The sequence below is a fragment of the Pectobacterium aroidearum genome, from assembly GCF_015689195.1.
Taxonomy (GTDB): domain Bacteria; phylum Pseudomonadota; class Gammaproteobacteria; order Enterobacterales; family Enterobacteriaceae; genus Pectobacterium; species Pectobacterium aroidearum.
Genome location: NZ_CP065044.1, coordinates 1,814,702 through 1,837,442, shown reverse-complemented (window position 1 = coordinate 1,837,442; position 22,741 = coordinate 1,814,702). Strand labels below are relative to the sequence as shown.

Here is a 22,741-nt window from a genome sequence, read left to right as displayed (position 1 = left end):
AGAGCATTATGTTCCCCTCACTGAATTACTCGGTATTAACAAACGCTCTTGCCGCGCTCAAGGAAGGTAATTTTCGTTATTGTGAAACGTTAGGATTCACATTCGACGAATTGAATACCCTCAATCAGCTATCCCTCGACGAACTGTTTATCGTCAGCCGGGCATCGGCACAGTTTATGTCGATCACTGTCCGTCACGACGTTCTACAACAGATCCTGACGCTGTCCCACCAGGAAGCGCAACGCCAGCAGCAGATAAATCGCGCCGTCAGATTGGGAGGATCTATTGCACTCCTTAATCATTTTTTTGGCCTCACCTCGAATGAAGTCTGCGCTCGTCGCCGGTTGCTGGGGGTCACTACCCCTTATGGCCGAACACCTATCCCAGATGAAGCCATTGATGCAGAAATTTGGCTGTCATGGAAAAAGAACCGCTCTGAAAACCTTGATACACCTGACGCGCTGGAAGCAATGATGCAAGTTACTGAATTATTGTCTTCTCGCGAAAAAGGACCTTCCCTGACCGCCGTCTGGAACCGTATCACCCTTTGTGAGAAAGAAGCACTGAACAGGAGGACATCGCATGCCAGATGAGATCGATCGCGATCAGGAATTTAATGAGCAACGTCTGGAAGAGATGATTGAACAAAACCGTTTCAAGCCAGCAACCACGCCCTCATTACATTACTGTCGTTTGTGCGGTGAATCCATTCCCGAGCAGAGAAGACAAACCCTGCCGGGCGTGACAACCTGTACGGAATGCCAGACTATTCTTGAGCGCCGTCAGCGCTGATAACAGGATGACATTCGCGCAGAGTAGCTATCTTCTCTGCGCGTTTTTTATTATCTGAATCAATCACTATAAATATTTTATAGCATCGAAAGGCTGAATAGAAAATCACTACCATTATTACTTATTTGTATTGCCTCAGCCTTGATTTAGCAAGGTTCTGTGTTAGAACACGATTAAACCTGACAGTCAGCAATGAGCGAGGAGCAGACGTTGCTAACAGCGTTATGTGTGAATTAACTGGGAGTAGCTCAATAAAGTAACCAACACATCATTGTGATCAGAAAGACAAGGTCAGATTTTCATTTTTCACGATAATGTTTTTGTTGTTGATAACCAGCAGAGAAGATGTCCCTACACCGGTAAACAACGCGTCCCCCTCAAAGAAGGTCTGATCCTGATTGCCGGTTAAATGTCTTGCCATTTCCAACTCGCTTCCTTGCAGAAGGATTGTCACATTGGTTTTGCGGACCCCAATGTACCTCATGCCTGCATCGCTAAGCACAGGTGCCATATCTGAAATCATAAAAAAGAGAACAATAATTAGACCCAAAATTAATATGGCGGTACTTCTTTTATCTTCTTTTTTTATTTTTTTATCTATATATGTATAGGGGATCAGGGTGATGAAAATTGCTGTGCATGCTAATGACAATAAAACGGACTTCGCTTCCAACATTCCATTATAGCTACCAAGGATAAGAATAAAGCCACCTATAAATGCAATGATTGCATGGCCGCATAAAGCAACATAAATTTTCATCCTCTTCCCTGCTTTGAGTGTTGCTTTCAGTCTTCCGCGCCACTCTTCACGTTTTATCTTTTTATTGGGTGCTAGTAGTAAAATGAATCTCGTGCAGAAATAGGAGATCACAACCGACATGGAATACCAAAGTACCAGCGACAATGTTAGAAAGATTGAAAAAGAGATGATAACAAGCAGAAAAAAAATGACATCTGACAATGATAACCCTGTAGGTAAGAAACCAATTCTCATCGAGTAAATCATGAATACTACTACACCAGCCCCTGTCAGAGAAAGGTAGATGTTTTTTGCCATATTCATATTTAGAGTGTTATTTATTGAAATCAATTCCTGCCTCTCTTTATTTGCCAAGGATGATATGAAAATTAAATCTGTCGTCCATAAATAAGGGACTTCAGAATGCAATTAGTACAGATGGAGTGGTCTCTGAAGTACTGTTTTTCGCTCCCCCCTGTATAAATCACTAGATCTATCTGCGAGTGAAATGACGGGAGGTAAGCTGTCGTACAAATCGTGCTGGCATGATCGTAGGAAAAAACCAAAAGTAAAATAGCTGGTATCAAGTCCATGGTGTAAATCAAATCCATTTCCTATTACGTACAGTTTCATAGGCCAATAATCCTTTCTTTAAGCTAGGAGCTTCGTGACTTATTATTGACTTTTGGCATTTTACCGGATTTTTGCATTATCGGCTAAGTATTCCTGACTAGCTTTAACGCTAAACAACTTCCAGAAATTACCTGCTCACTAATTGATGAAAACAACATGATGTTCACGGTGTCCGTTTTTGCCACGAAGTGAACTGCCTGATGCGTAGCGAAGTCCGCTATGAGCGAGTAGCGGAAGTTGCCATTATTCTTACATCTGAGCTCTATAAGACTTAAATTTTGATCGATAGATCAACTGGAAGCAGGTTACCACCTGCCTATGTAGCAGGTGATGAATTAATATATTATTAACAGTGCTTTATTGACTAAGGTATTTTTGAAAGTTCAACTTCAAAAGTTGAACTTTTAATTTTTAGAACATGATCAACACTTTTATATAGTTGTCGCAATTCACTTACTGCGTTTGTGTCAATCCCTGACCAAGAACACGACCGGGTAAGGTTGATGAAAATTTCCTCGGAGTAAAAAGACTTCTTATTTTGGTCAAGGGAGTTCATTCTTTTAATGATAATTCCCAAAAGATATGTTTTTTGATTCTTCTGCAATTTGTCTGAAGTAATAATCAGACGCATCATTGCCCCCAAGGTAATAGACGCATGATACTCTGGAGATTGTTTTATTTCATCCGTTGTCCAGTCGTTATAGCAAAGGTATTCAGCTGCACCTACCCATATATTGCAATTGTAGATTAATTCATATATTAGATAATCAAATCGCATGGGGAATTCTCTATTTACATCTATACTATCTGATATTTCATGGCTCTTAATAATTTCTTCAAGAAAATAACGATAATACATGAGACACATATGATCTTTTGAACGTTTGAATATGGCTGTTGATATCATGACATCGAAAAACACCAATCCAACGAAGATTGGGCATTCCCATCGCTCATCATTACTTGAAAAATAATTGTCCGGCTGATTGTAAAAGTTAGAATTTCCTTTTTGCTTCTTTATATAGCTAACTACGTAATCACCTACAGGTTTCCATATTCCTACACTGATCGCCGTGCGAATATCATTTAAATAAAAATTGAGCAAGGTGTTACTCTCGTCGAGTGCATACTCCCCGGTATGTGATCGATTTTGATTATCGCGCAGCTCTCTATACATAATGCTGTTTGGGTTGGATATTAAATAAGTAAAGAAATTTGTGTAATATTCATCCCTATCCCTAAACCATAAACAGGTAGCCTTCATTGCTATGTGAGGGTGAGTGTCAATTAAATAATGGACGAAGGGTTTTGATTTCAGAAGTTTAGAGATATTTAATTGAATAGCTTCTTGATTCTTGTCTTCACAAGGGAAAAGCTTTGAAAGAAGTCTTCTGCTTTTTTTGAATCGTATTTTTTTTACTTTTTCTTTATCTATTATTATGGAAAACAATGAAGGGTTTAAGAAATCATGCACACGAACATACCATTTTTTACTACTAATTATATCGAACAACTGCTCATGGTATTTATCAAAAAGATATCCAAGTTGCTCCATTTTTTTTGCGCGCATATACCTTTCTGAAACGCGGATCCAATTATTAAGGTTTGCTTTTGGTATTCTTTTACCTAGAGTCTTAAACCCAAAAAATGCTATTACAATGCAAAGGCAAGTAAAAGTCAATGTATCATCGTTAAAACCTAGCACCCATGGGATCGGTTTTATCGGAAATATGCTTAGCAAAACTTTTGAATATATAACTACCAAAATTGTCGATATAAAAAAAATAATAAATGCAATATTAAGTTTAGATAGGCGTAATTTTAAATCAACTCGCTTCTCATTTGTTAAGAGAGTGTACCAGGCAATAAGTATGGCGAAGACTGCTAGTAAACCATTGGCACCCATTATAACCTCTGAATTAAGCTACATTTAAATAATCATGTGTTTTTAAAACTAAATGCTTATTGTAACAAATTCTGGTCGTTCACATCAGAATTATTTCTAGCATCCTGCACAATTAGTTTTAGTACTTCGCTGGTATCTTCAACGTCCGCTCCTGGCACAAATCTGTCTGCCAGATTAGGTATTCCCATGGGCTACAAAGCACCGGTGAAAATTCAACCCAACTCATCCATTCAAAATAATTATCACACTACACATTTTCTCTCTCATTCCTTTTTTGATTTTCTCATTCTCATCCTGACGCTGATATCGCACGCTAATCGCGCCACCTTCTACTGGCGAGCTTTATAGACGTTTATTCGTCCGGGGCGGGTATTGCTCTTTAAAAATATGAACCGGGCTGTCACAAAACCACAATTCAGGATACCGCTGAATGTTCTCGCTGACCCGTTGAAACCGGAATGCAGAATTGGGATGTGATCGATTGAGTTAATTCACCATGACTTTTTATTAAAGGAAATAGCATGAGAAAACCTACCTATCACGTGTTTGTCACGCAGGAAAACCAGCCCAATTCTAACGGAGAGAAAAACACTTACTGGACAAAGGTCGGCGTAGCGTTCGCTCATAACGGCAAACCTGGATTGAACATCGTACTGACACCCGGTATTGCTGTCTCCGGTAAGCTGGTTCTCCTTGAGCCGAGAGACGATAGCGATACGCCGCAGGCACCCCAGCAAGATTAACGCTCAACTCACCCTCCTTTGCCCTTGCCATCGACTATCTGATGGCTACGTGTGGCTAGATTTGTTACCGAGGCAACCATGCTTTCACCCACTGCTTTTCTGGCGGCGGTCATGCAGTGTGCCGCCACAATTCACCCATCCACCGCGTCTGATGTGGCGAAAGTAGAATCCAGCTTTAATCCTTACGCTGTCGCTGAGATTGTGCCAAAGAAAGAGAGAACACCTGGCAGTGCAGGTGTCATTTCTCATCAGCCCACCAGCAAACAAACTGCCATCAACATCATCAACCAGGTAGTCGCAAAAGGTCGCCGCTATTCGGTCGGGCTGATGCAAATCACCAGCACTAATTTCAGGCATTACGGCGTGACCGCCCATGACTTGTTAGACCCCTGCACCAATCTATCCGTTTTTGAACGCATTCTTACCGATTGCTACCAGCGAGGCGGTACGCTGAAAAGAGCACTCAGTTGTTACTATTCCGGTAATTTCGATACGGGTCAGCAGCCAGAACCTGCCTTTAACCAAACCAGTTATATCCAGCGTATTGGCTATGCGGTCCCGTCAACGCGGGAAGATCTCAAGCACAGTACCACTAGCCAATCCACTTCAGAGATTCATTATCCGACCACCGTCCTGCGCGGTGAACTCACAGATAAATCCATACCGGTTTTGACCTCCTGGCACTACCCCAACGCCATCATTCGCGGCGATGTATCCCTACCTGTAATTAATGAGGAGCAATGACGATGCAAAAACGTAAATACTGGCCTGCGTTTTCTTCCCTATTGATATCGCCCCAGACGCTAGCAGCAGGGAGCGGGTTTAATAAAGCCAACGATACGCTGAGTAATACCTCCACTGGCTTGCTCGGGCTGGCCGCCGTTACGATAACGCTGGCAACCATGTGGGTCGGTTATAAGGTGTTGTTTGACGGTAAAAGCTTGCATGACATGCGCAACGTCATTATCGGAGCCATCCTGATCGTCGGTGCATCGGGCTTTGGTGCCTATTGGGCATCCTAGGGGGAACCGATGACCACCTTGAACAAAGCACTGACCCGCCCTGCAACCATTATGGGTATCCCTCTCGTCCCGTTCGTGATCGTCAGCGGGGCTATCGTCCTGCTGTCGGTCTATATCAGCTATTACCTTACGTTGTTATTGATTCCAGCCTGGCTGGAAATGAAAGCAAAAGCTCGAACGGATATTCATTATTTCGGACTGCTTTGGCTCGCCTTTAAAACTCGCGGGCGGTTTGCCACGAATCGCCATTTCGGTGCCAGTGCAGTGCTGGCAAACCACTATGACGCCGTCGATGTTTCGGAGTTTACCGATAAGATGAAATTAAACGAGCGCATCACGCTGGATAAATACATCCCTTACTCCTCGCACATTCACCCTCAAATCATAAGAAATCGCGCCGGTGATTTAGTCGCTACCTGGGAATTGGACGGTGCTGTGTTTGAATGTGAGGACGAGCATCATCTGACATTGCTGGCAAGCCACCTTAACAACCTGATCCGCTCGTATGAAGGGCTACCTATCACCTTCTATATTCACCGCATAAGTGAAAAGTACCAGGATGGCTTTGATGCCAGTTCGGGCATCCCCTTTTCGGATGAAGTCACGGAACGCTATTACCAGCCAATAAACGAGAAACCACTCTGGCGGCATCGGCTGTTTTTCACCATCTGTTATGCCCCTTTCTCCACGCTGGAGAAAAAAGTCATGAAGACGCAGCCAGCCGGAAAAAGGAAAGAGGCGCTAGATGATGCTCTGAAAGGGATACTGGAGCACCATGAAGCCATCAACACCGCCCTGTCACGTTATGTGGCATCACCACTGGGCCTTTATGAGGAGAAAGGTCGGGTTTACTCTTCGCAACTCGCTTTCTACCATCGCCTGATTACCGGCAAATGGCAGAACGTGGCGGTGACACGCACACCGTTTTATCACACACTCAGCACGCCGGATGTGTTCTTCACTACCGATACCGCAGAATGTCAGACGGTCGGCGGTTCCCACTTCTTCCGCAGTCTGGAAATTAAAGACTATTCACCGGAGACCTATACCGGCCTGCTCGATGCGCTGCTGTATGCCGAAAGCGAGTATGTACTGACGCAGTCTTTTACCTGTATGGCACGGGATGAAGCGCAAAATCATATCCGACTGGCGGAAAAACGGCTGAATTCAACCGACGATGACGCCATTTCACAGCGTGAAGAATTGATCATCTTACGCGATCTGCTCCAGTCCGGGCATGTATCTTGCGGCAAGTATCACTTTTCCCTTCTGGTCTCGTCCGCCAGCGCCGATCAGGTGGTAAAGGAGACCAATGCGCTGGCCCAGCCTTTTAACGATCTCGGCATCATGACATCCCTGTCTACGTTGTCGTTACCTGCCGCCTATCTGGCTCAACTCCCCGGCGTCTACTCGCTGCGGCCACGTCTGGTGGTGGTCAGTAGCCAGAACTACGCAGATATGGGGAGTCTGCATAACTTTCATCCTCACAAGCGCAACGGCAATCCATGGGGTGAGGCTATCGCCATCCTGAAATCTCCCGGTGGTGGCGGTTATTATCTGAACTTGCATGACAGTCAGGCAGGACGCGATGACTTCAATGAGAAAACGCCGGGGAATACTGCCATCATCGGTAAAACCGGTTCAGGAAAGACCCTGCTGATGACGATGATGAAACAGTTGATGCAGAAGTACCGCAATCCGGCGACATTTTCCGCCTCTGCCACCATCAAACGGCTGACCACCGTTTACTTTGATAAAGACAGAGCGGCAGAAATGTCGATCCGCCAGATGGGAGGTCGCTATTTCCGTATCCGGACCGGTATTCCTACCGGATTTAACCCATTTTCACTTGCTCCTACTCGACGAAATATCAGCTTTATCAAGCGGCTGATCCGCATGCTGTGCCGTCGTGACGGTAAGCCACTTGATCCCCGCGATGAAGAGCGTATCAGCACAGCGGTGGATACCATTATGCTGGACTATCCGCCGGAATATCGCCGTTATGGTATTACCCGATTGCTGGAAGTGTTGCCCGAACCACCGACCAAGGAGGCCCGAACTAACGGCCTGCGTATACGACTGAAGCAGTGGGCGCAGGACGGTGAATTCGGCTGGGTGTTCGATAACGAGGAGGACACCTTCAACATCAGCGATATTGATAACTTTGGTATCGATGGTACGGAATTCTTGGATGATGACGACATTCGCGGGCCGATCACCTTTTACCTGCTGTACCGCGTCACCAGCCTGCTGGATGGTCGCCGACTGGTGATGTTCATGGATGAGTTCTGGAAATGGCTAGCTGATGTTGAGTTTTCTAAATTCTCCCTCAATATGCTCAAGGTGATTCGCAAGCTGAACGGCATTTTTATCCCCGCCACCCAGTCGCCCGATGAAATCGTCAGGCATCCCATCGCTCCGGCGATTATTGAGCAATGCAGCACTCAAATCTTTCTCGCTAACCCCAAAGCCCGCCGTGCGGATTACGTGGAGAAAATGAAAGTCCCTGAAAGCGTTTACGACGTTGTTCGTAACCTTGATCCGAGTGAGCACTATATGGTTGTCCTGAAAACACCACTGCGTGTTGGTGAAACGCGCCCATTTGTCGCCATGGCAAGAATGGATTTATCGGACCTTGGGAACATCACCAAAATCCTGAGCGGCAGTGAAGACAATCTGAAAATATTTGATGCCATTTATCAGGAAGGCATGTCACCCACCGACTGGAAAGAAACGTTCCTTAACCAGGCTATCTGATATTCACCCCGGAGGTCATCACCATGCAAACCAGAAAGATGTGTCTGGCGTTATCGCTATTGGTTTCCACACCCGTACTCAGCGCCGGTATCCCAGTGTTTGATGCCGCCAGTAATACCGAGTCGATTAACCAATGGGTACAGAAACTCCAGCAATGGCAGGAAACGATCACTCACTATAAAAGCGAGCTTGACGCCTATAAGCAGCAATTAGCGACCGCAACAGGCATACGGGATATTCAGGGATTTCTCCACGATGCTAAAAACCTAAAAAACGATATCGAACACCTCCGTAAAAATGGTACTTCACTGGATGACCTGTTGACCAACTCAAACGGTTATTATTCTTCTGACCTTCAGCGCCTATATAACAAATATCAATCGTTCGATATTTGTAATCAGTCCAGTTCATCGCAACGTTATCTGGAAAGTTGCAAACAACTTGTTCTCAATCAGGCGGTCTCGATTGAGAATACCAGTGATGTTCAAAACAAGATTAATAGCACATTAAACGATATATCAGACTTATCCGACCGTATTGCCAACGCCAAAGACTCGAAAGAGTCACAGGACCTGGCTAACGCGGTGGCAGCCAAAAGCGTACAATTGAACGCATTAACCAGCCAATGGGAAATGTCAGTCAAGCAGGCTGAACAGCGATCCGTGATGTTGACTCAACAGCGGCAAAAAGCATTCAATGAACAACAACTTGCCGCTCCGATTCCTGACTTTAATTATTGAGAGGGTAAGAATGAAAACGTCACTTTGCATTTTTCCGATTATTTTAAGCTCATTATTTCTGGCGGGGTGTGACAACCCGAAATCAACGCAGTGGTACAAAGAACACCCGGATGAACTGAGTCAGCGATATAAAGCGTGTGAATCATCCGGCGATGACTCCCAGGATTGCAAAAATGCACGAGAAGCGCGATTTGAACTCCGTCAGGAAAATGCCAAGGTTCCCAATTTGAATTAAAGGGGTCATCTATGTCAGGTGGTATGTTTGTTGGAATGAACAACACGATCACTGACGGTTTACATGCCGTACTGCGGGGACAAACCTCCGTGTACGGCGATATGGTAAGCGTTATCGCCGTCAGCTCCTTCACGTTATTTGTCACTTATCGGGGTTATCAAACCCTTGCTGGAAAACTCCAAACGCCTGTAGAAGATGTCATATGGGATGTCGGGCGAATGCTATTAATCATGACATTCGTTTTAAATCTCGATGGCTGGCTGGATTTAGCCATTTCTGCCATTAACGGATTAACCGACGGCGTCAGCGGTGATGACAATGTCTGGGTGTTACTGGATACCGTCTGGGTGAAAGCGCAAACGATAGGACAAAAGCTTTATCAGCAAGATGATTCCACCTATGTAAAGCTCAACGGCGGTATTGCCCAACTTCTGGTCTGGGGAGGCGCAATCGTCACCCTGCTATTTGGTTCGGCGGTTAACCTGTTAGCCGGAATAATCATTGTATTAATGACCACCACCGCACCGTTATTTATTTTCTGCCTGCTGTATGGATTCCTTATTCCGATGTTTAACAACTGGCTGAAAATTATCTTCACGGTGATCCTGACGATTATGTTTTCCGCGTTATCTATCAGGATTGTCATCAATTATCTTAATGGGCTATTAGATAAAGCGGTTAATTTTGCAGATAGCGCCAATATCATCACACTGGGCGTTCAGTGCTGCGTTGCGGGTGTTATTTCAGGCATCATTATTTGGTTTTCAGCAAAAATCGCGAACGCATTAGGCGGCGTCGCCGTTCAGGTCGCACTACAGGGTGCCGCTATGGGCGGTCTACGTGGGCTGGCGAAACCCTCTTCTGATGCAGCAAAACCGGTCATGAAAACCGGTGCGGCGGGTGCCCAGATAGCGGCAAAAGCGGGCGTCAGCGCCGCTACTGCAACAGGTACACTTATCGCCACAGGTACCAGCAAAACCCTCTCCGCATGGCAAAAACGTGCGGCTTCTATCGACAGCATGAAGCGTTTCAACCAACAGCGTAACCGCTAATCTCCTTCTAACCCCCATCTCTCCATCTCGTACCGTGGCAACCGCCATCGGTAAAGTATTTCTGTCTTCAACAAACACAGGAATCAATATGAAATCCAGCCTCATCTTTCTGATGCTGTGCGTCCTCACGGGCTGCGCACAGCGTCAGCACGATTTGACGCCAGTATCTGGCGAGCCTCAACCGGTTAATTCCCCCGCAATTATTCAGGAGCTGACAAAACATGTCTGAAACAGAAAACATCATTGCGTCATCCCGAACCTTTGAATCTGTCCTGCTGGAAAAGGATGAACGGGAAAAAAAGTTGGCGTGGCGAATAGCGGCCATAGGGTTTGCTTTGGCCGCTATGGCGATCACCGCGCTGATCATTCTGCTGCCGCTGAAAACCACCGAAATAGAATTATGGTCGGTGGATAAACAGACCGGACGTTATGAATATATGACCCGGATTAAAGAGCAGAGTATTTCCACAGAGAAAGCACTGGCTCAAGCGTTAGCGGCGCATTATGTCAGGCTCCGCGAGGGCTATAACTATTTTGCTCTCCAGCGCGATTACGACGATGTGCAGCTATTCAATAGCGACAGCGTTAACAGTGATTATCTCGACGGGTTTAACAGCAATCAGGCACCCGATATCATTTTCAATAAAGCGGAATATGTCGTGTCTATCGACATTATTTCCAACGTTCACGCGACCGCGACAGATCCTGACCATCTGGCGACCTTACGCATTAAACGGACTATCCGCCGCATTGTCGATAACTCGGTTAAAACAGAGGTCTGGAACATCCGGCTGACTTATCGATACCTCCCCCGCAAACAACTGACAGACAGCCAGCGAGAAGTGAACCCGCTGGGGTTCATCGTGACCAGCTACCAACGCGATAAAGAACTGAGGGGTGAATGATGCTGAAAACAACCGTGATATTGAGCCTCCTTCTGGTGTCACCCATCGCCTGGAGCGCGGCGATACCGCGCAGCAGCACGTATGACAGCCGAATGCAGAATGTCACCTATAACAGCCAAAATGCGACCATCGTCAACACCCGCCCCGGCTACCTCACCACACTCCTGTTTGATGACGATGAAGAAGTCATCGACGCGCAAGCGGGTTTTCCAAAGGGCTGGAAAGTCACAAAAAGCGATAACCGGGTCGGTGTCAGTCCAAACCCTATCACCCAGCCGGTAACCGATGATAACGGCAACAACATCAATAAGGTGTTTCTGCCAACGGCAAGCGAGTGGAGAACCAATCTCTTTGTCGTGACATCGAAGCGTGATTACAGTCTGGAGCTGAACGTACTGGAGAATGACTCACCGTCTCAGGCCTTTATTATCCGTTTTCGCTATCCGGATGACGAGCGCAGGCAAGCAGACGCAGCCAGCGCAGCGCGTCTGAAACTCCTGCGTGAAACACAGGAAAAGCAGCAGATAACGACAGCATTTGAGCAGGCTACCACGCCGCGTAACTGGCTTTATACCAAGCGAGTTGCTGCCGGTTCAGCATCCATTGCACCAGATTTCACTTATGATGATGGTCGTTTTATCTATCTCGGTTTTTCTCCCGTCAAAATCCTTCCGTCGATCTTCCGGATCGTTAACGGGCAGGAACAGACCGTAACACCCCGCATAACCAAACACGGAAGCTACACCGTGGTCGTCGTGCGGGCAATGTCGCCACAGTTGGTGTTGCGCTATGGCGGTTCGGTAGTCGGGATTGAGAATACGTCATTCGGCAACGCTACCGTTGGCAGCGGCGATACCGTTTCGCCTGCCGTCACACTGGAGGCTAAATGACTGATAAATCGCTCCCAGAAACAACGGAAAAAACCGTGGCAGAGCTGGAGGCTGAAGCCCGTGAACGCGCCCGTTCAGCGATGGCGAGTCAGGCACCGGAGCAGAACACGCCTCCCGGCCAACCCGAAGTTACCCGCTTCAGAAAAGCCTCCAGCCGCCGGACGCTGCTGGTCAGCCTGCTGAGTCTGGGCGCACTGATTGCACTGGCATTGGGTGGAGATCGCTTCCTTGCATCATTAAAGCAACGCGATGATAAGGCAGTTGAAACAACAGCCCCGCCGTCAGCCAGTACAGGGCAACATGAGCGTAAAAATCTCGGCATGGACAACAATCCGTTCGGCTTGTTTGGTCAGGACAAACAGGAAACCGCAACAGATAATCACCCAATACAGACGGCATCACCGTCAGAGCCACCTGCTTTAAATAAGGCGGCGGCACTGGTCGATGGCTCAAGTAGTGCCGCTGAGTCCACACAACGCGGTAATACTCAGGCTTCACAAACTGCCCCTTCCGGCACACAGAGCAAAGACACACCAGCAACCATGTCTGGCACAAAGGCTAACGACGACAATCCCGGTGTCGCAAAAGTGACCAGCGTCAGGCGACTGGATCTCGATCCCTATCTTTACCTTCCGGTTGATCGTTATATTCCATGCTCAATGATGCGGCGTTTTGTCTCTGACGTGGGTGGTCGTATTTCCTGCCTCATCGGTGAAGATGTCTACAGCGCCAACCATTACGTGAAGTTGCTCCCTGCAGGAACCGTCGCCAGAGGGTTCTACCGCACCGGGGCGCTGCAACATGGCCGGAGCCGGATGTTTGTCATCTGGACGGAATTACGCACACCGGAACCCGGTAGCCTGCAAATCCCACTGATTGATACCGAAGCCACCGGTCCATTGGGTGAGGCCGGGATTAGCGGCTGGATTGATACCCATTTCTGGGAACGGTTCGGCAATGCGTTAATGTTGAGCACCGTACAAGATGTGGCTGCCGCCGCATCAGATTCAGCACCGGGGAAAGACCGCAATACCGATTACACCGAAAACACCCGCGCTGCCGCGTCAGAAATGGCGAAAACGGCCTTAGAAAACAGCATCAATATCCCGCCCACGATGTACCTCAATCAGGGCGATGTGATCGGCATCATGACCGGTACGGATATCGATTTCTCTTCCGTTTATCAACTACGTCTAAAAAAGAGGTGGTATGAGCGCTGAAAACCTGTCGTTGGATTTTATGAAAACTCAGTTGTTCGGCGATTATCTCCAACTGAATGGCCTGACGGAAATCGCCATCAACCGCCCCGGAGAGATCCACACCAAAATAAACGGTCAATGGCAGAAGCATGATTCTCCGGTTACGTTGCGTCAGTGCCATGCGTTTGCCAAAGCATTGGCCTCATGGAATGAGGACAATATCGATGATACCTCCCCTATCCTTTCCGCCACATTAGGATCAGGTGAACGTGTCCAGACCATTATTCCCCCAGCCTGTGAGCGGAATACCGTATCGATTACGCTGCGAAACCCGTCATTTGAGCAGAAAACACATCAGTCCTGGATTGATGCCGGTTTTTATAACCGGATAACCGGTAAGGAGAGAAACGAAAGCAAAGATGATGAACTGATCCGCTGCTATAACAATGGTGATATTCCAAGCTTTATCGAAAAGGCCGTTGAGTTCGGTAAAATGATCTTTATTGTTGGTGAAACCGGCTCAGGTAAAACCACCTATATGAAGACTTTGCTGCACTATATTCCGCCACATCTCAGGCTAACCACGATTGAAGATAATCCCGAAATCCGTTTTTACCATCACGCCAATTATGTGCATCTGTTTTACCCGGCAGATGCCGGAGATGATGCGATTATCACGCCCGGCAAACTTATTCGGGCGAATTATCGAATGAATCCGGATCGCATTCTGCTGGCAGAAATTCGTGGGCGGGAGGCGTGGGATGCGCTGAAAATTATCGGTTCAGGGCATGAAGGCCTTATCACCTCCCTGCACGCAGGCAGCCCGGAAGAGTGTATTGAAGGGATCATTGACCGCTGTTATGAGAACCCTGACTGCAAAAATATCCCGTTCGATGTGCTGTTACGCAAGGTGCTTAAATGCGTGGATATCATCGTCAGCGTAGATATTCACGGTGATATTCGTCGGATGGGGGATATTTATTTCAAACCTGTACACCTTCATCAAATGAAGAAATCATTCAGATAGATGAACCGCCCCCTCATTCCCAATAAAGGTATTTGATATGAGAACAATCATATTCACAGCCTGCCTTTTCTGCATGAATTTTTTACTGCCCTCTTCCGTAATGGCTGCTGATGCCTGTGAGATTGTCTTATGTCTGTACGGTAAGACAACCGGTAATAGTGGAGGAAATGAATGTCAGTCGGCTGAACGATCTTTCTTTAATATTGTGAAAAAGAACAGACACGGATTTCAACCTAATCGTACCGCCGACGCCCGAAGAAACTTATTGATCGAATGCAAATCAGCCGAGCCGAAAATCATCGACCAGATAATTAATAAATTTGGCCGTTTGCGTAATTGAACTCAAAGGAAAACAGCAATAACAATATCTGAATTGTTACCGCTCCCCCTGTCAAATTTGGATGGCAAACTCGGCACCGGTCGACGATTTTAGGCTTTTAATTTTATGCGAATAGCAGAAATTTAAAAGTGGTGTAAGGCGAGTAAATTCAATTTCAAAGAAATTGCTAATTTGCGTCGCCGAACCCATCTGCAAACAGCCGCGCCCACGCGGATTTTGCAGACCGGGGGGAGCCGAATAAATTTCGCCGCCCCAGCGAGCGAAAAGCTATCGCCCACGATAGCGGTTTATTTGGGGGGCATAGCCCCGCACACCGTCGCTGCTAAGTCTCCGGCCAAAAGCCGGTAGCGTGGCGCGACCACCCGCTTTGAAGGCGTTTTCCCATTTTTTCGCTTGGCCGGAACGGACAAAAGAAAAAATAGGCGAAAAACGGCGTCTCAAAGGGGGTGGTCGCGCGTAGCGGGCGACGGTGTGCCGCCTTTGACCTCGGGGGGTTTGGCGTGGCGTCCAGCCACGCCAAAACCCCCATGCGCTAGGCAATAAGGGCGTCCAGCCCGCATGAACTGGCGCACGCCGTTTCGTACCGGGAAGCATGCTTTCCGGCACATGGCCGCACAGCGGCCACCTTCTTTACCCCATACGCTCGCCCCGACTTTTCGCCCGACACCGTGGGGCGAATTGATGGGGCGATACGTTGGGGCGAGTCGCGGACAAAGGAGGCACCATGATGTTAAATAAGCTTGCCATTTCACTGTCGCCGATAGTAAATGGTGTGCTGTCCTTTATTGATGTTATGCAACAGCATCAATTGATGCTGGCGCTATTATCGGGACTGACCCTGCCGTTTTTCGCTTCAATGAAAAGCGATGATCGGCAGAAAGCCCCATTATGGAAAAAGCTGTTTATCACTTTTTCCCTGCTGTGTTTCCTGTTTGGCACAGTGGGTCCCTTACTTATTAGCGTTTTTAGGTGGCTTTATAACGTTCGGATACTTACCCGCCCCCCCATTCTGGACTGGTCAATATTAATTATATTTACCGTGGCAGGGCTTATTCTCCATATTAGTCTGCGCCGGGTATTAACTCCTAAACTGGATAACATAAAAAAACAACTCATCAAAAAGACCAGTCTTGAACGGGAATTACGCACCGATGTACGTACGGTAAAATCCCTGTTACCGGAAACGCTGCATTATAACCCGCTGGATTATATCAACCTAAATAAGGGTATTTTTATCGGGATAGACCGTGATGAAAAACCGATGTATCTCCCGTTAAAAGACTGGCAAAGACAACATGCGGATATTATCGGCACCACCGGAGCCGGTAAAGGTGTAGCAACCGGTATATTGCTTTACCAAAGTATCCTGGCGGGTGAAGGTGTATTTATTATGGACCCAAAGGATGATGAATGGGCGACGCATCTTTATCGCAAGGCCTGCGAGGATGCAGGAAAACCCTTTGCCTTAATTGACCTGCGAAAACCGCAATACCAATTAAATCTAATTGAAAATATTACGTCTGACGAACTAGAGGAATTGTTTGTTGCGGGATTCAGCTTGGCGGAAAAAGGTCAGGAATCCGATTTTTATCGTATCGACGACCGAAAAGCGGCACGTATGGCGGCACAATTTGTCAGCAGTCATACATATTCGACTATCCGCGATATTTATAACGGCGAATATGTTCAAGGTATCGCGAAGGATATCAAAGCCTTTTTCGGCAAGATTGAAGAGCTGGCGTTGCTCAATGCCATCAACGCGCCGACAGGATTTTCACTCCAATCGGTTTTTGATGAAGGTGGCTGCTGCTATGTCATCGGCTCAATGCGCAATAGCAAGATTATCACCGCCCAGCGAATGCTGCTGGTACGTCTGTACCAGTTAGCAGAACGACGTGACCGGGTAAAAGAAACGCCCCGCCCCATAGCCATCTTTCTCGACGAATTAAAATACCATCTGTCAAAACCGGCTCTGGAAGGGCTAGGCGCGGCACGGGATAAAGGCGTGCATATTATTATGGCGCATCAGTCCGTCGCCGATTTGAAAGACTGCCCGGCAGATTTAAAAGGCGATGCTGTTGTCGGTGCGGTCGTTGAAAACGCTAAATTCAAGCTGGTATACCGCGTTATGGACCCGGATACAGCGGAATGGGTAGCGAGAATGTCCGGCACCATCTTAGTGGATGATGAAATCCGCAAAGCCAAAACTGATGCCGTACTGACGGAAACCATCGACGGTGAACGTACGATTAGACAGGCCGAGCGTTTCTTTATCGACAGCAATATGATCCTGAACCTACCCGATTTTGTCAGCTTTATCTTTACGACGAGAACGCTTCCCTCTGCCTCACTGATTTTCCCCATCAAGGTACAAAAACACGAGCTGGAGATCTATTCCGTTTCTCCGGATATTGCCGCGTCGACAGTACCAGCAAGAATCGCGCTGGACTTCGACGAGGAAGATGTACCTCCCGCTTCAACGCCCAATGTCGCGGCAACCCAGCCAGACCTTTTCTTTGAAGGGGAAAGAAAATCAGCAAAACCGAGATCTGATGATGACGAAACACCGTCCTTGCTCAATTTTTAGGAGGTTTCATGCTTATCGCCACGCATAGCGAGCGCACCACTCGCAACAGAGAGAAGATAAAAAGGCTGCTGAATTTCCTGAAGGAAGAAACCTACAGCGACTTTAAAACACTGATGCTGCTGTTTGGCTTCAGGGATCATAAATCGCTGTATACGCTGCTGACAAAAATTGAGCGAATGGGGTTAATACAAAAGTATGTATTTGAATCACGGACGATGAAAATGTCATTGTGGGGCATAACCAGCGACGGACTGGCTATCGTTTTAACGCCGGACGATGATATTTTTCCCGCGCGCTTTGAACCCTCAAAAATCACTGGCTGGACGCTGGAACACCACCTTGATAATCAGGTTGCTAGGCTCATCCTGGAGAAAAAAGGCGCATCCGGATGGATAAACGGCGATCGCTCAACGTTCCTCAGCCAGTATCAGGTCAAACACCGTCCGGATGGACTCATCACACTCCCTGACGGACAGGTCATCGCAGTAGAAACCGAGCGCCGCCTGAAAACCAAAGCTCGCTACCAGGCGATTATCGCCAGCCATTTGCTGGCCCGTACCCATAAACACTGGATGTACGTTTTTTATATCGTGCCGGACCTACACAAAAAACGCGCCCTTGAACTGCTGTTCACCAATATAAAACACGTCATTATAAACCATCAACATATCCCGCTGGAGGCACGCCATCGGAATGTTTTTCGTATTTATACTCTCGACGAGCTGCGACAACTGGAGCTGAGGCAATATTCATAAGCTGGCTCTGACGTTGCCAAATCTCATGGTTGGCTAAGAGCGAAGAGTGGACTGAAGCTACACCTCCCCGCTTTTTCGTTTATATGCGGCGCTTCGGTAAACTACCCGTAAACCCACATTCGGTCGAGGGAGCAGCCAGTGCAGAGCACAGTCGTTATCTTTACTAACCCCATCAAAAGAAGTGAAAAACGCCATTTATAGATTGAATTGCATGTTGGCACATATAGACTGTCTGCATGGGCTTTAATACGGAGAAGAACAATGTCCCTGTTACATCAGATCCAAGAGTCAGTGGTGCAAGATGGATCCAGTTTGGGGCCAATACTTCTTAAACTCAGACTCCTGGCAGCAAGGTTAGGAAGTAACGATCTAGAAGAATGGGTAAGGCATGAATCAGAAGGCTATCCTCTGGATGCGGTGCTTCCCGATTACAGAATTGTAGGCGTAACTTATAAAGGCACTTTTTCTGGTCCCTTTGGTTCCGGTATAAAAAATGCGCCTATACCTCCAATATTAATAAAACAGTTTGCAGATGATAGCTGGAATAACTTCTCCGTCAGAGAAAGTATTGCTGCCGTTGGCGAGCTTGTTAAAGCTAGCGCAGATGGTGGATCACTTGGAATCAACGCATCAAATTTAATCCTTCTCTTGCAAGGGAAAATTTATGATGGTTATGCGTGCAATGATATCTCAGGTGATATTTCAGTCGTGTCATTATCAGAAATATCACAGGCCGTTCGTAATAGAGTTCTTGAACTAACCATTGAGCTTGAAAAGTCAATTCCCGCAGCAGCCCACATCACTTTTGGTACTCAGAACATGAATAACGATAATGCGTCAAAAGCACAGCAAATAACACAACAAATAATTTATGGCAATGTTGGAAATGCTATATCAGGCGGCAGCGAATCAAATATTACCGTGAATATTCAGTCGTATAATAGAGAATCGGTCGTAGACTACCTGAAAGAATCCGGCATTCCTGAAGAAGATGCTAGCGAGTTCGCATTGATTGTAGAATCTGAAGCACCAACAAGTTCTGAAGAGCCTTTTGGACACGGTGCGAAAAATTGGATTGCTTCAAATATAAGAAAAGCAGCTGATGGCACCTGGAAAATTGGGATGGCAGTTGCAACTAAAGTTCTCACTGAAGCTGCACTTAAATACTACGGTTTGAAGTAAGTCACGGGCCGCATTTGGCGGCCCTAACTCTATGTCTTTTGTATATTCAATTAGGCTAGGCGATCAGGGCTATTTGGGTTTTCGATGAATTTCACGTAAAACCTAACGTGAGCACGGACCGGTTTCTCTTGTTAGCAGAGTCGTGACTGTAAATATCCCGCATAACCGGACCATTTAATGTTGGTATTACCATCGATTGAACTCACAATACGAATTGTTCAATAAGCAGAAGAGCTTCTGACCTTCCCCCTAATTATCAATAGGTGCCGACTTTAGCAAAGTCCGCACCTGGCACGAAGCGGACGACCTAATTGAGCTGAAGGTCCGTTGTGAGCTGTGAGTTCAACCGATGGATGCAACACATTGGTTAAAACGCTCTGCGGGTGATTCATAGTCTAGCGTTTTTCTTGGCCTCTCGTTGAGCTGCCTGGCAACACTGTTTAGTCTTTGCTGGCTGTGAACCGATAAGTCAGTTCCTTTTGGAAAATACTGCCTGAGCAATCTGTTCGTATTTTCATTGGAGCCGCGTTGCCAGGGGGATTGAGGATCGCAGAAGTAAACCTGAATATCTGTGGCTACAGTAAACCGGGTGTGGCTGGTCATTTCAGCACCCCGGTCCCATGTTAATGTTTTATAAAGCTCAGCAGGTAATTCCCGGGCTTGTTTAATGAGTGCAGATATAACCGTTATGGTCTTGTTGTCCCTGACTTTGGCCAGCATAACAAAACGGGAATGACGTTCTACAAGGGTGACGATATAGGAGTTTTTCGAGCCCTGAATCAGGTCACCTTCCCAGTGACCTGGTATAGCTCTGTCAGCGGCTTCAGGTGGCCTTTCGCTGATAGAGACCGTATCTGGGATTGACCCTAATCCTTTCCCTTTAAGCGATGATGTTCTGGATCTACGCACGACTCTTCCGCTTCTGAGGCATTGCTGCAGTTCTTTTTTTAATGCACCCCGGGTTTGTATAAAAAGCGTTTTATAAATCGTTTCGTGTGACACATGCATTTCCTGATTATCCGGATAACAGCGTTTCAGCCAACCGGCGATCTGTTCCGGCGACCAGTCCTGGTGCATCTTCTCTGCAATGATTTTACACAATGCGAGGCTTTCAATTAGCTTGCAAGGTTTTGGTCTCAGAGCATTTTCCCACGCAGCAGTATCCGCTTTTGATGCACGGTATTGTTTTGCACCACCGTGCCTCTTGATCTCGCGGCTAATCGTTGAAGGTGCTCTCGATAGCTTGTTTGCGATCGCTCTGATGCTGATTTTTTCTACCAGCGCTCTGGATATTTCCTCTCTTTCATCAAGTGAAAGAGCTAACGGATGCCGCTTTCGGACAGGGGGACGATATCCACCAGTCTGGTGGATAGTGGGCATAATAGAAGAATGATATCTGTCGAACATTCTGGCGATATCATGCAGGGAATCACCTTGCTTATACCGGTCCCAGATAATCGCTTTCTGTTCTGGCGTGTAGTTAATGCGCGTTCTTCGTTTCATGGCAACGTCCCCCTTGATTAAGGATAGCGTTGCAACGACCCGTTGAACTCACAGCGAGAAGCGGACTTTACCTTACAGATTACTGCGCCACGGGAAACTGAACCCAAATTTTTCACAGGAAATGTCATTAATATGAATCTAATTTAGTTAATTATCTGTATTAGAGATAGATGGAAGATATTGTTGAAGAATAGGGTTAATTTGATAAGATGCTTATACAGAACAAAACTATAATTTGGAATTCCTATGTTTAAAAAATGGATAGAAAAGGCTGTCGGAGCAGTTGTTATAGCTTTAACTAAGGTTGCGATAGATAAGGTTCCGGGTATGTACAAAGGATTAGTTGATTGGTGGAATGGTAAGAGTATTGCCATCATTGGACCAACAGCATCAGGAAAAAATAGCTTTTTCAATAAGTTAAGCGGAGGCATTGTTCCTGCAGAGCACATACAGACAAGAGGTTCTGAAAACGTAAAGACCTTCAACATTTCTTGGCCGCTTCCTAATAAAAGCGAAGTGAAATTTAAATGTAAAAATTCAATTAATGTCGGTGGGGAGATTGATGAAAGAGAAAGATTCTGGTTGCAATCTTGCAAAGAGGCGGATGTAATTTTTTATTTAGTTGATTTCGATAAGTTAACTAACGATAATGAAAACACTATGCGCAGAATTAAATCTGATTTTAAATGGATTGCATCAAACATTCCAAAGTTTAAAAAAGAAAGCGCTCTGTTTATTATTATAAATAAAATGGATCTAATCTTTGATGGAAGCGCAGATCCTTCAACTATTGAGGAAAAATTGACTTCTGCATTGATTGTTCACCGTGAAAATCTTGATGAAGCAACTCAGAAAACCTTAGGTAGTTATACTAGTAGGATATCTGGTCTAAGTCCTATGAGTATGACCGATTCTCATATTTTTAGTATTTGTTTTACCTCTGCATTACAAATGATTTTTGATTCTGAGGGGAAAGTGAAATGAGATGCATATGGTTGCTGCCTGACAGAACACAGACAGGTTGTATCAGAGCCCTTGAAGGTGGGATAATACACAACTTGCATGAACATATCGATCTTAGCGCACTACCACCTGAGTTAATACTTGGTATACCTGAAGAATTGTTTCGGACAAAGTTAGAATTGAATTTCTTATTTGGTCAATTTACAACTTTAAATTCAGGAGAAAGGATTTTTTGCATTTCAGCTCCAGCTGGTAGAGATATATCAGGTAGGATTGTATCAATATCCAATTTGCAGATTTTGGGTGAAAAAGAAGAACCAACCCTTAATTTGTCGGTACCATTAAATGTTTCAAATGAAGATGGAGAAATGATCAGAGAAATTTTTGTAAGTCAAAATGAGGATTATCTCAAGAAGATTGACCCCATAAAAAAAATGCTTAATGCAGTTATGCTAGAAAAAAAAGTGCGTTCGTTTTCTAGTGAAACGTTAATTTCCTCCAGTAACAAGCCAGAGTGGATGCCTCAAAAAAAAAAGCCATATCCGGATGGCGTAATTAGTATAAGATATATACTTTTACTCATATTTTTTATTGCAATAGCTGCCCTTTTTTACTTAATATTCTGAGATATTCCTCCCTACAGGTAAGGCCAGAGAGGCTGCTTTGAGCGAGGAGCGAAAATTAAATCTGCAATACAAAATTTATCGTTCAATGAAAAAATACGCTCCAAAAATATTTTACAACCCAACTGATACTTACTGTCAATTAGGA

24 protein-coding genes are annotated in these 22,741 nt (G+C 45.9%); 20 read left to right on the top strand and 4 right to left on the bottom strand.

Going from position 1 to position 22,741, the window contains the following annotated elements; all coding sequences use genetic code 11:
• Positions 1 to 8: 8 nt before the first annotated feature.
• Both I2D83_RS08205 and I2D83_RS08200 read left to right on the top strand, forming a co-directional pair.
• The gene (locus I2D83_RS08205) at positions 9 to 593 is read left to right on the top strand and encodes a DUF2857 domain-containing protein (RefSeq protein WP_205947884.1); all 585 of its coding nucleotides are present in this window, start codon (positions 9 to 11) and stop codon (positions 591 to 593) included.
• Positions 583 to 792: a TraR/DksA family transcriptional regulator gene (locus tag I2D83_RS08200; RefSeq protein ID WP_161528575.1), complete on the top strand. Its 210-nt coding sequence runs from the start codon at positions 583 to 585 to the stop codon at positions 790 to 792. The genes I2D83_RS08205 and I2D83_RS08200 overlap by 11 nt, the downstream gene beginning before the upstream one ends.
• Positions 793 to 1,069: 277 nt before the next feature.
• On the opposite strand, the gene I2D83_RS08195 is transcribed toward I2D83_RS08200, so the two are convergent.
• From I2D83_RS08195 to I2D83_RS08185, 3 genes are all read right to left on the bottom strand, one after another.
• Positions 1,070 to 1,849, bottom strand: a complete 780-nt coding sequence (locus I2D83_RS08195) for a hypothetical protein (protein WP_205947883.1) — start codon at positions 1,847 to 1,849, stop codon at positions 1,070 to 1,072.
• 111 nt (positions 1,850 to 1,960) lie between these two features.
• Complete coding sequence (locus tag I2D83_RS08190; RefSeq protein WP_205947882.1) at positions 1,961 to 2,164, bottom strand: AbiH family protein; 204 nt, start codon at positions 2,162 to 2,164, stop codon at positions 1,961 to 1,963.
• Positions 2,165 to 2,528: 364 nt separating this feature from the next.
• On the bottom strand, positions 2,529 to 4,070 hold the full coding sequence (locus I2D83_RS08185) for a hypothetical protein (RefSeq protein ID WP_205947881.1): 1,542 nt from the start codon (positions 4,068 to 4,070) through the stop codon (positions 2,529 to 2,531).
• A gap of 521 nt (positions 4,071 to 4,591) precedes the next feature.
• Between I2D83_RS08185 and I2D83_RS08180 the strand changes: the two genes are divergently transcribed.
• From I2D83_RS08180 to I2D83_RS08105, 16 genes are all read left to right on the top strand, one after another.
• On the top strand, positions 4,592 to 4,813 hold the full coding sequence (locus I2D83_RS08180; RefSeq protein ID WP_205947880.1) for a hypothetical protein: 222 nt from the start codon (positions 4,592 to 4,594) through the stop codon (positions 4,811 to 4,813).
• A gap of 78 nt (positions 4,814 to 4,891) precedes the next feature.
• Entirely contained in the window at positions 4,892 to 5,557 is a 666-nt protein-coding gene (locus tag I2D83_RS08175; protein ID WP_205947879.1) for a lytic transglycosylase domain-containing protein, read from the top strand.
• Complete coding sequence (locus I2D83_RS08170; protein WP_100017238.1) at positions 5,554 to 5,835, top strand: TrbC/VirB2 family protein; 282 nt, start codon at positions 5,554 to 5,556, stop codon at positions 5,833 to 5,835. The genes I2D83_RS08175 and I2D83_RS08170 overlap by 4 nt, the downstream gene beginning before the upstream one ends.
• Positions 5,836 to 5,844: 9 nt before the next feature.
• Positions 5,845 to 8,592 (top strand): VirB4 family type IV secretion/conjugal transfer ATPase, encoded by a 2,748-nt coding sequence (locus I2D83_RS08165; protein WP_205947878.1) that lies wholly within the window; start codon positions 5,845 to 5,847, stop codon positions 8,590 to 8,592.
• Positions 8,593 to 8,615: 23 nt separating this feature from the next.
• Complete coding sequence (locus I2D83_RS08160) at positions 8,616 to 9,332, top strand: TrbJ/VirB5 family protein (protein ID WP_205947877.1); 717 nt, start codon at positions 8,616 to 8,618, stop codon at positions 9,330 to 9,332.
• 10 nt (positions 9,333 to 9,342) lie between these two features.
• Positions 9,343 to 9,567, top strand: a complete 225-nt coding sequence (locus I2D83_RS08155) for an EexN family lipoprotein (protein ID WP_205947876.1) — start codon at positions 9,343 to 9,345, stop codon at positions 9,565 to 9,567.
• Between the two features lie 11 nt (positions 9,568 to 9,578).
• Positions 9,579 to 10,619: a TrbL/VirB6 family protein gene (locus tag I2D83_RS08150; RefSeq protein ID WP_205947875.1), complete on the top strand. Its 1,041-nt coding sequence runs from the start codon at positions 9,579 to 9,581 to the stop codon at positions 10,617 to 10,619.
• Positions 10,620 to 10,707: 88 nt separating this feature from the next.
• Positions 10,708 to 10,848 (top strand): hypothetical protein, encoded by a 141-nt coding sequence (locus I2D83_RS08145; protein ID WP_025918851.1) that lies wholly within the window; start codon positions 10,708 to 10,710, stop codon positions 10,846 to 10,848.
• On the top strand, positions 10,841 to 11,524 hold the full coding sequence (locus tag I2D83_RS08140; RefSeq protein ID WP_025918850.1) for a VirB8 family type IV secretion system protein: 684 nt from the start codon (positions 10,841 to 10,843) through the stop codon (positions 11,522 to 11,524). The genes I2D83_RS08145 and I2D83_RS08140 overlap by 8 nt, the downstream gene beginning before the upstream one ends.
• The gene (gene virB9 / locus I2D83_RS08135) at positions 11,521 to 12,414 is read left to right on the top strand and encodes a P-type conjugative transfer protein VirB9 (RefSeq protein WP_205947874.1); all 894 of its coding nucleotides are present in this window, start codon (positions 11,521 to 11,523) and stop codon (positions 12,412 to 12,414) included. Before I2D83_RS08140 ends, virB9 begins: the two co-directional genes overlap by 4 nt.
• The gene (locus tag I2D83_RS08130; protein ID WP_205947873.1) at positions 12,411 to 13,634 is read left to right on the top strand and encodes a TrbI/VirB10 family protein; all 1,224 of its coding nucleotides are present in this window, start codon (positions 12,411 to 12,413) and stop codon (positions 13,632 to 13,634) included. The genes virB9 and I2D83_RS08130 overlap by 4 nt, the downstream gene beginning before the upstream one ends.
• A complete protein-coding gene (gene virB11, locus I2D83_RS08125; RefSeq protein ID WP_205947872.1) occupies positions 13,624 to 14,640 on the top strand; it encodes a P-type DNA transfer ATPase VirB11 in 1,017 nt (338 codons plus the stop codon). The genes I2D83_RS08130 and virB11 overlap by 11 nt, the downstream gene beginning before the upstream one ends.
• A 37-nt stretch (positions 14,641 to 14,677) precedes the next feature.
• On the top strand, positions 14,678 to 14,980 hold the full coding sequence (locus I2D83_RS08120; protein ID WP_205947871.1) for a TrbM/KikA/MpfK family conjugal transfer protein: 303 nt from the start codon (positions 14,678 to 14,680) through the stop codon (positions 14,978 to 14,980).
• A 724-nt stretch (positions 14,981 to 15,704) separates the two neighbouring features.
• Entirely contained in the window at positions 15,705 to 17,567 is a 1,863-nt protein-coding gene (locus tag I2D83_RS08115) for a type IV secretory system conjugative DNA transfer family protein (protein WP_205947870.1), read from the top strand.
• An 8-nt stretch (positions 17,568 to 17,575) separates the two neighbouring features.
• Positions 17,576 to 18,322, top strand: coding sequence for a MobC family replication-relaxation protein (mobC, locus tag I2D83_RS08110; RefSeq protein WP_205947869.1), 747 nt, complete (start codon positions 17,576 to 17,578; stop codon positions 18,320 to 18,322).
• Between the two features lie 261 nt (positions 18,323 to 18,583).
• Entirely contained in the window at positions 18,584 to 19,504 is a 921-nt protein-coding gene (locus I2D83_RS08105) for an AbiTii domain-containing protein (RefSeq protein ID WP_205947868.1), read from the top strand.
• Positions 19,505 to 19,846: 342 nt separating this feature from the next.
• Here I2D83_RS08105 and I2D83_RS08100 read toward each other — a convergent pair whose 3' ends face one another.
• Positions 19,847 to 21,007, bottom strand: a complete 1,161-nt coding sequence (locus tag I2D83_RS08100; protein WP_205947867.1) for an IS30 family transposase — start codon at positions 21,005 to 21,007, stop codon at positions 19,847 to 19,849.
• 246 nt (positions 21,008 to 21,253) lie between these two features.
• On the opposite strand from I2D83_RS08100, the gene I2D83_RS08095 reads away from it, so the two are divergent.
• Both I2D83_RS08095 and I2D83_RS08090 read left to right on the top strand, forming a co-directional pair.
• Positions 21,254 to 21,991: a Rab family GTPase gene (locus I2D83_RS08095; protein ID WP_205947866.1), complete on the top strand. Its 738-nt coding sequence runs from the start codon at positions 21,254 to 21,256 to the stop codon at positions 21,989 to 21,991.
• A 74-nt stretch (positions 21,992 to 22,065) separates the two neighbouring features.
• A complete protein-coding gene (locus I2D83_RS08090; RefSeq protein ID WP_205947865.1) occupies positions 22,066 to 22,596 on the top strand; it encodes a hypothetical protein in 531 nt (176 codons plus the stop codon).
• Positions 22,597 to 22,741: the final 145 nt, after the last annotated feature.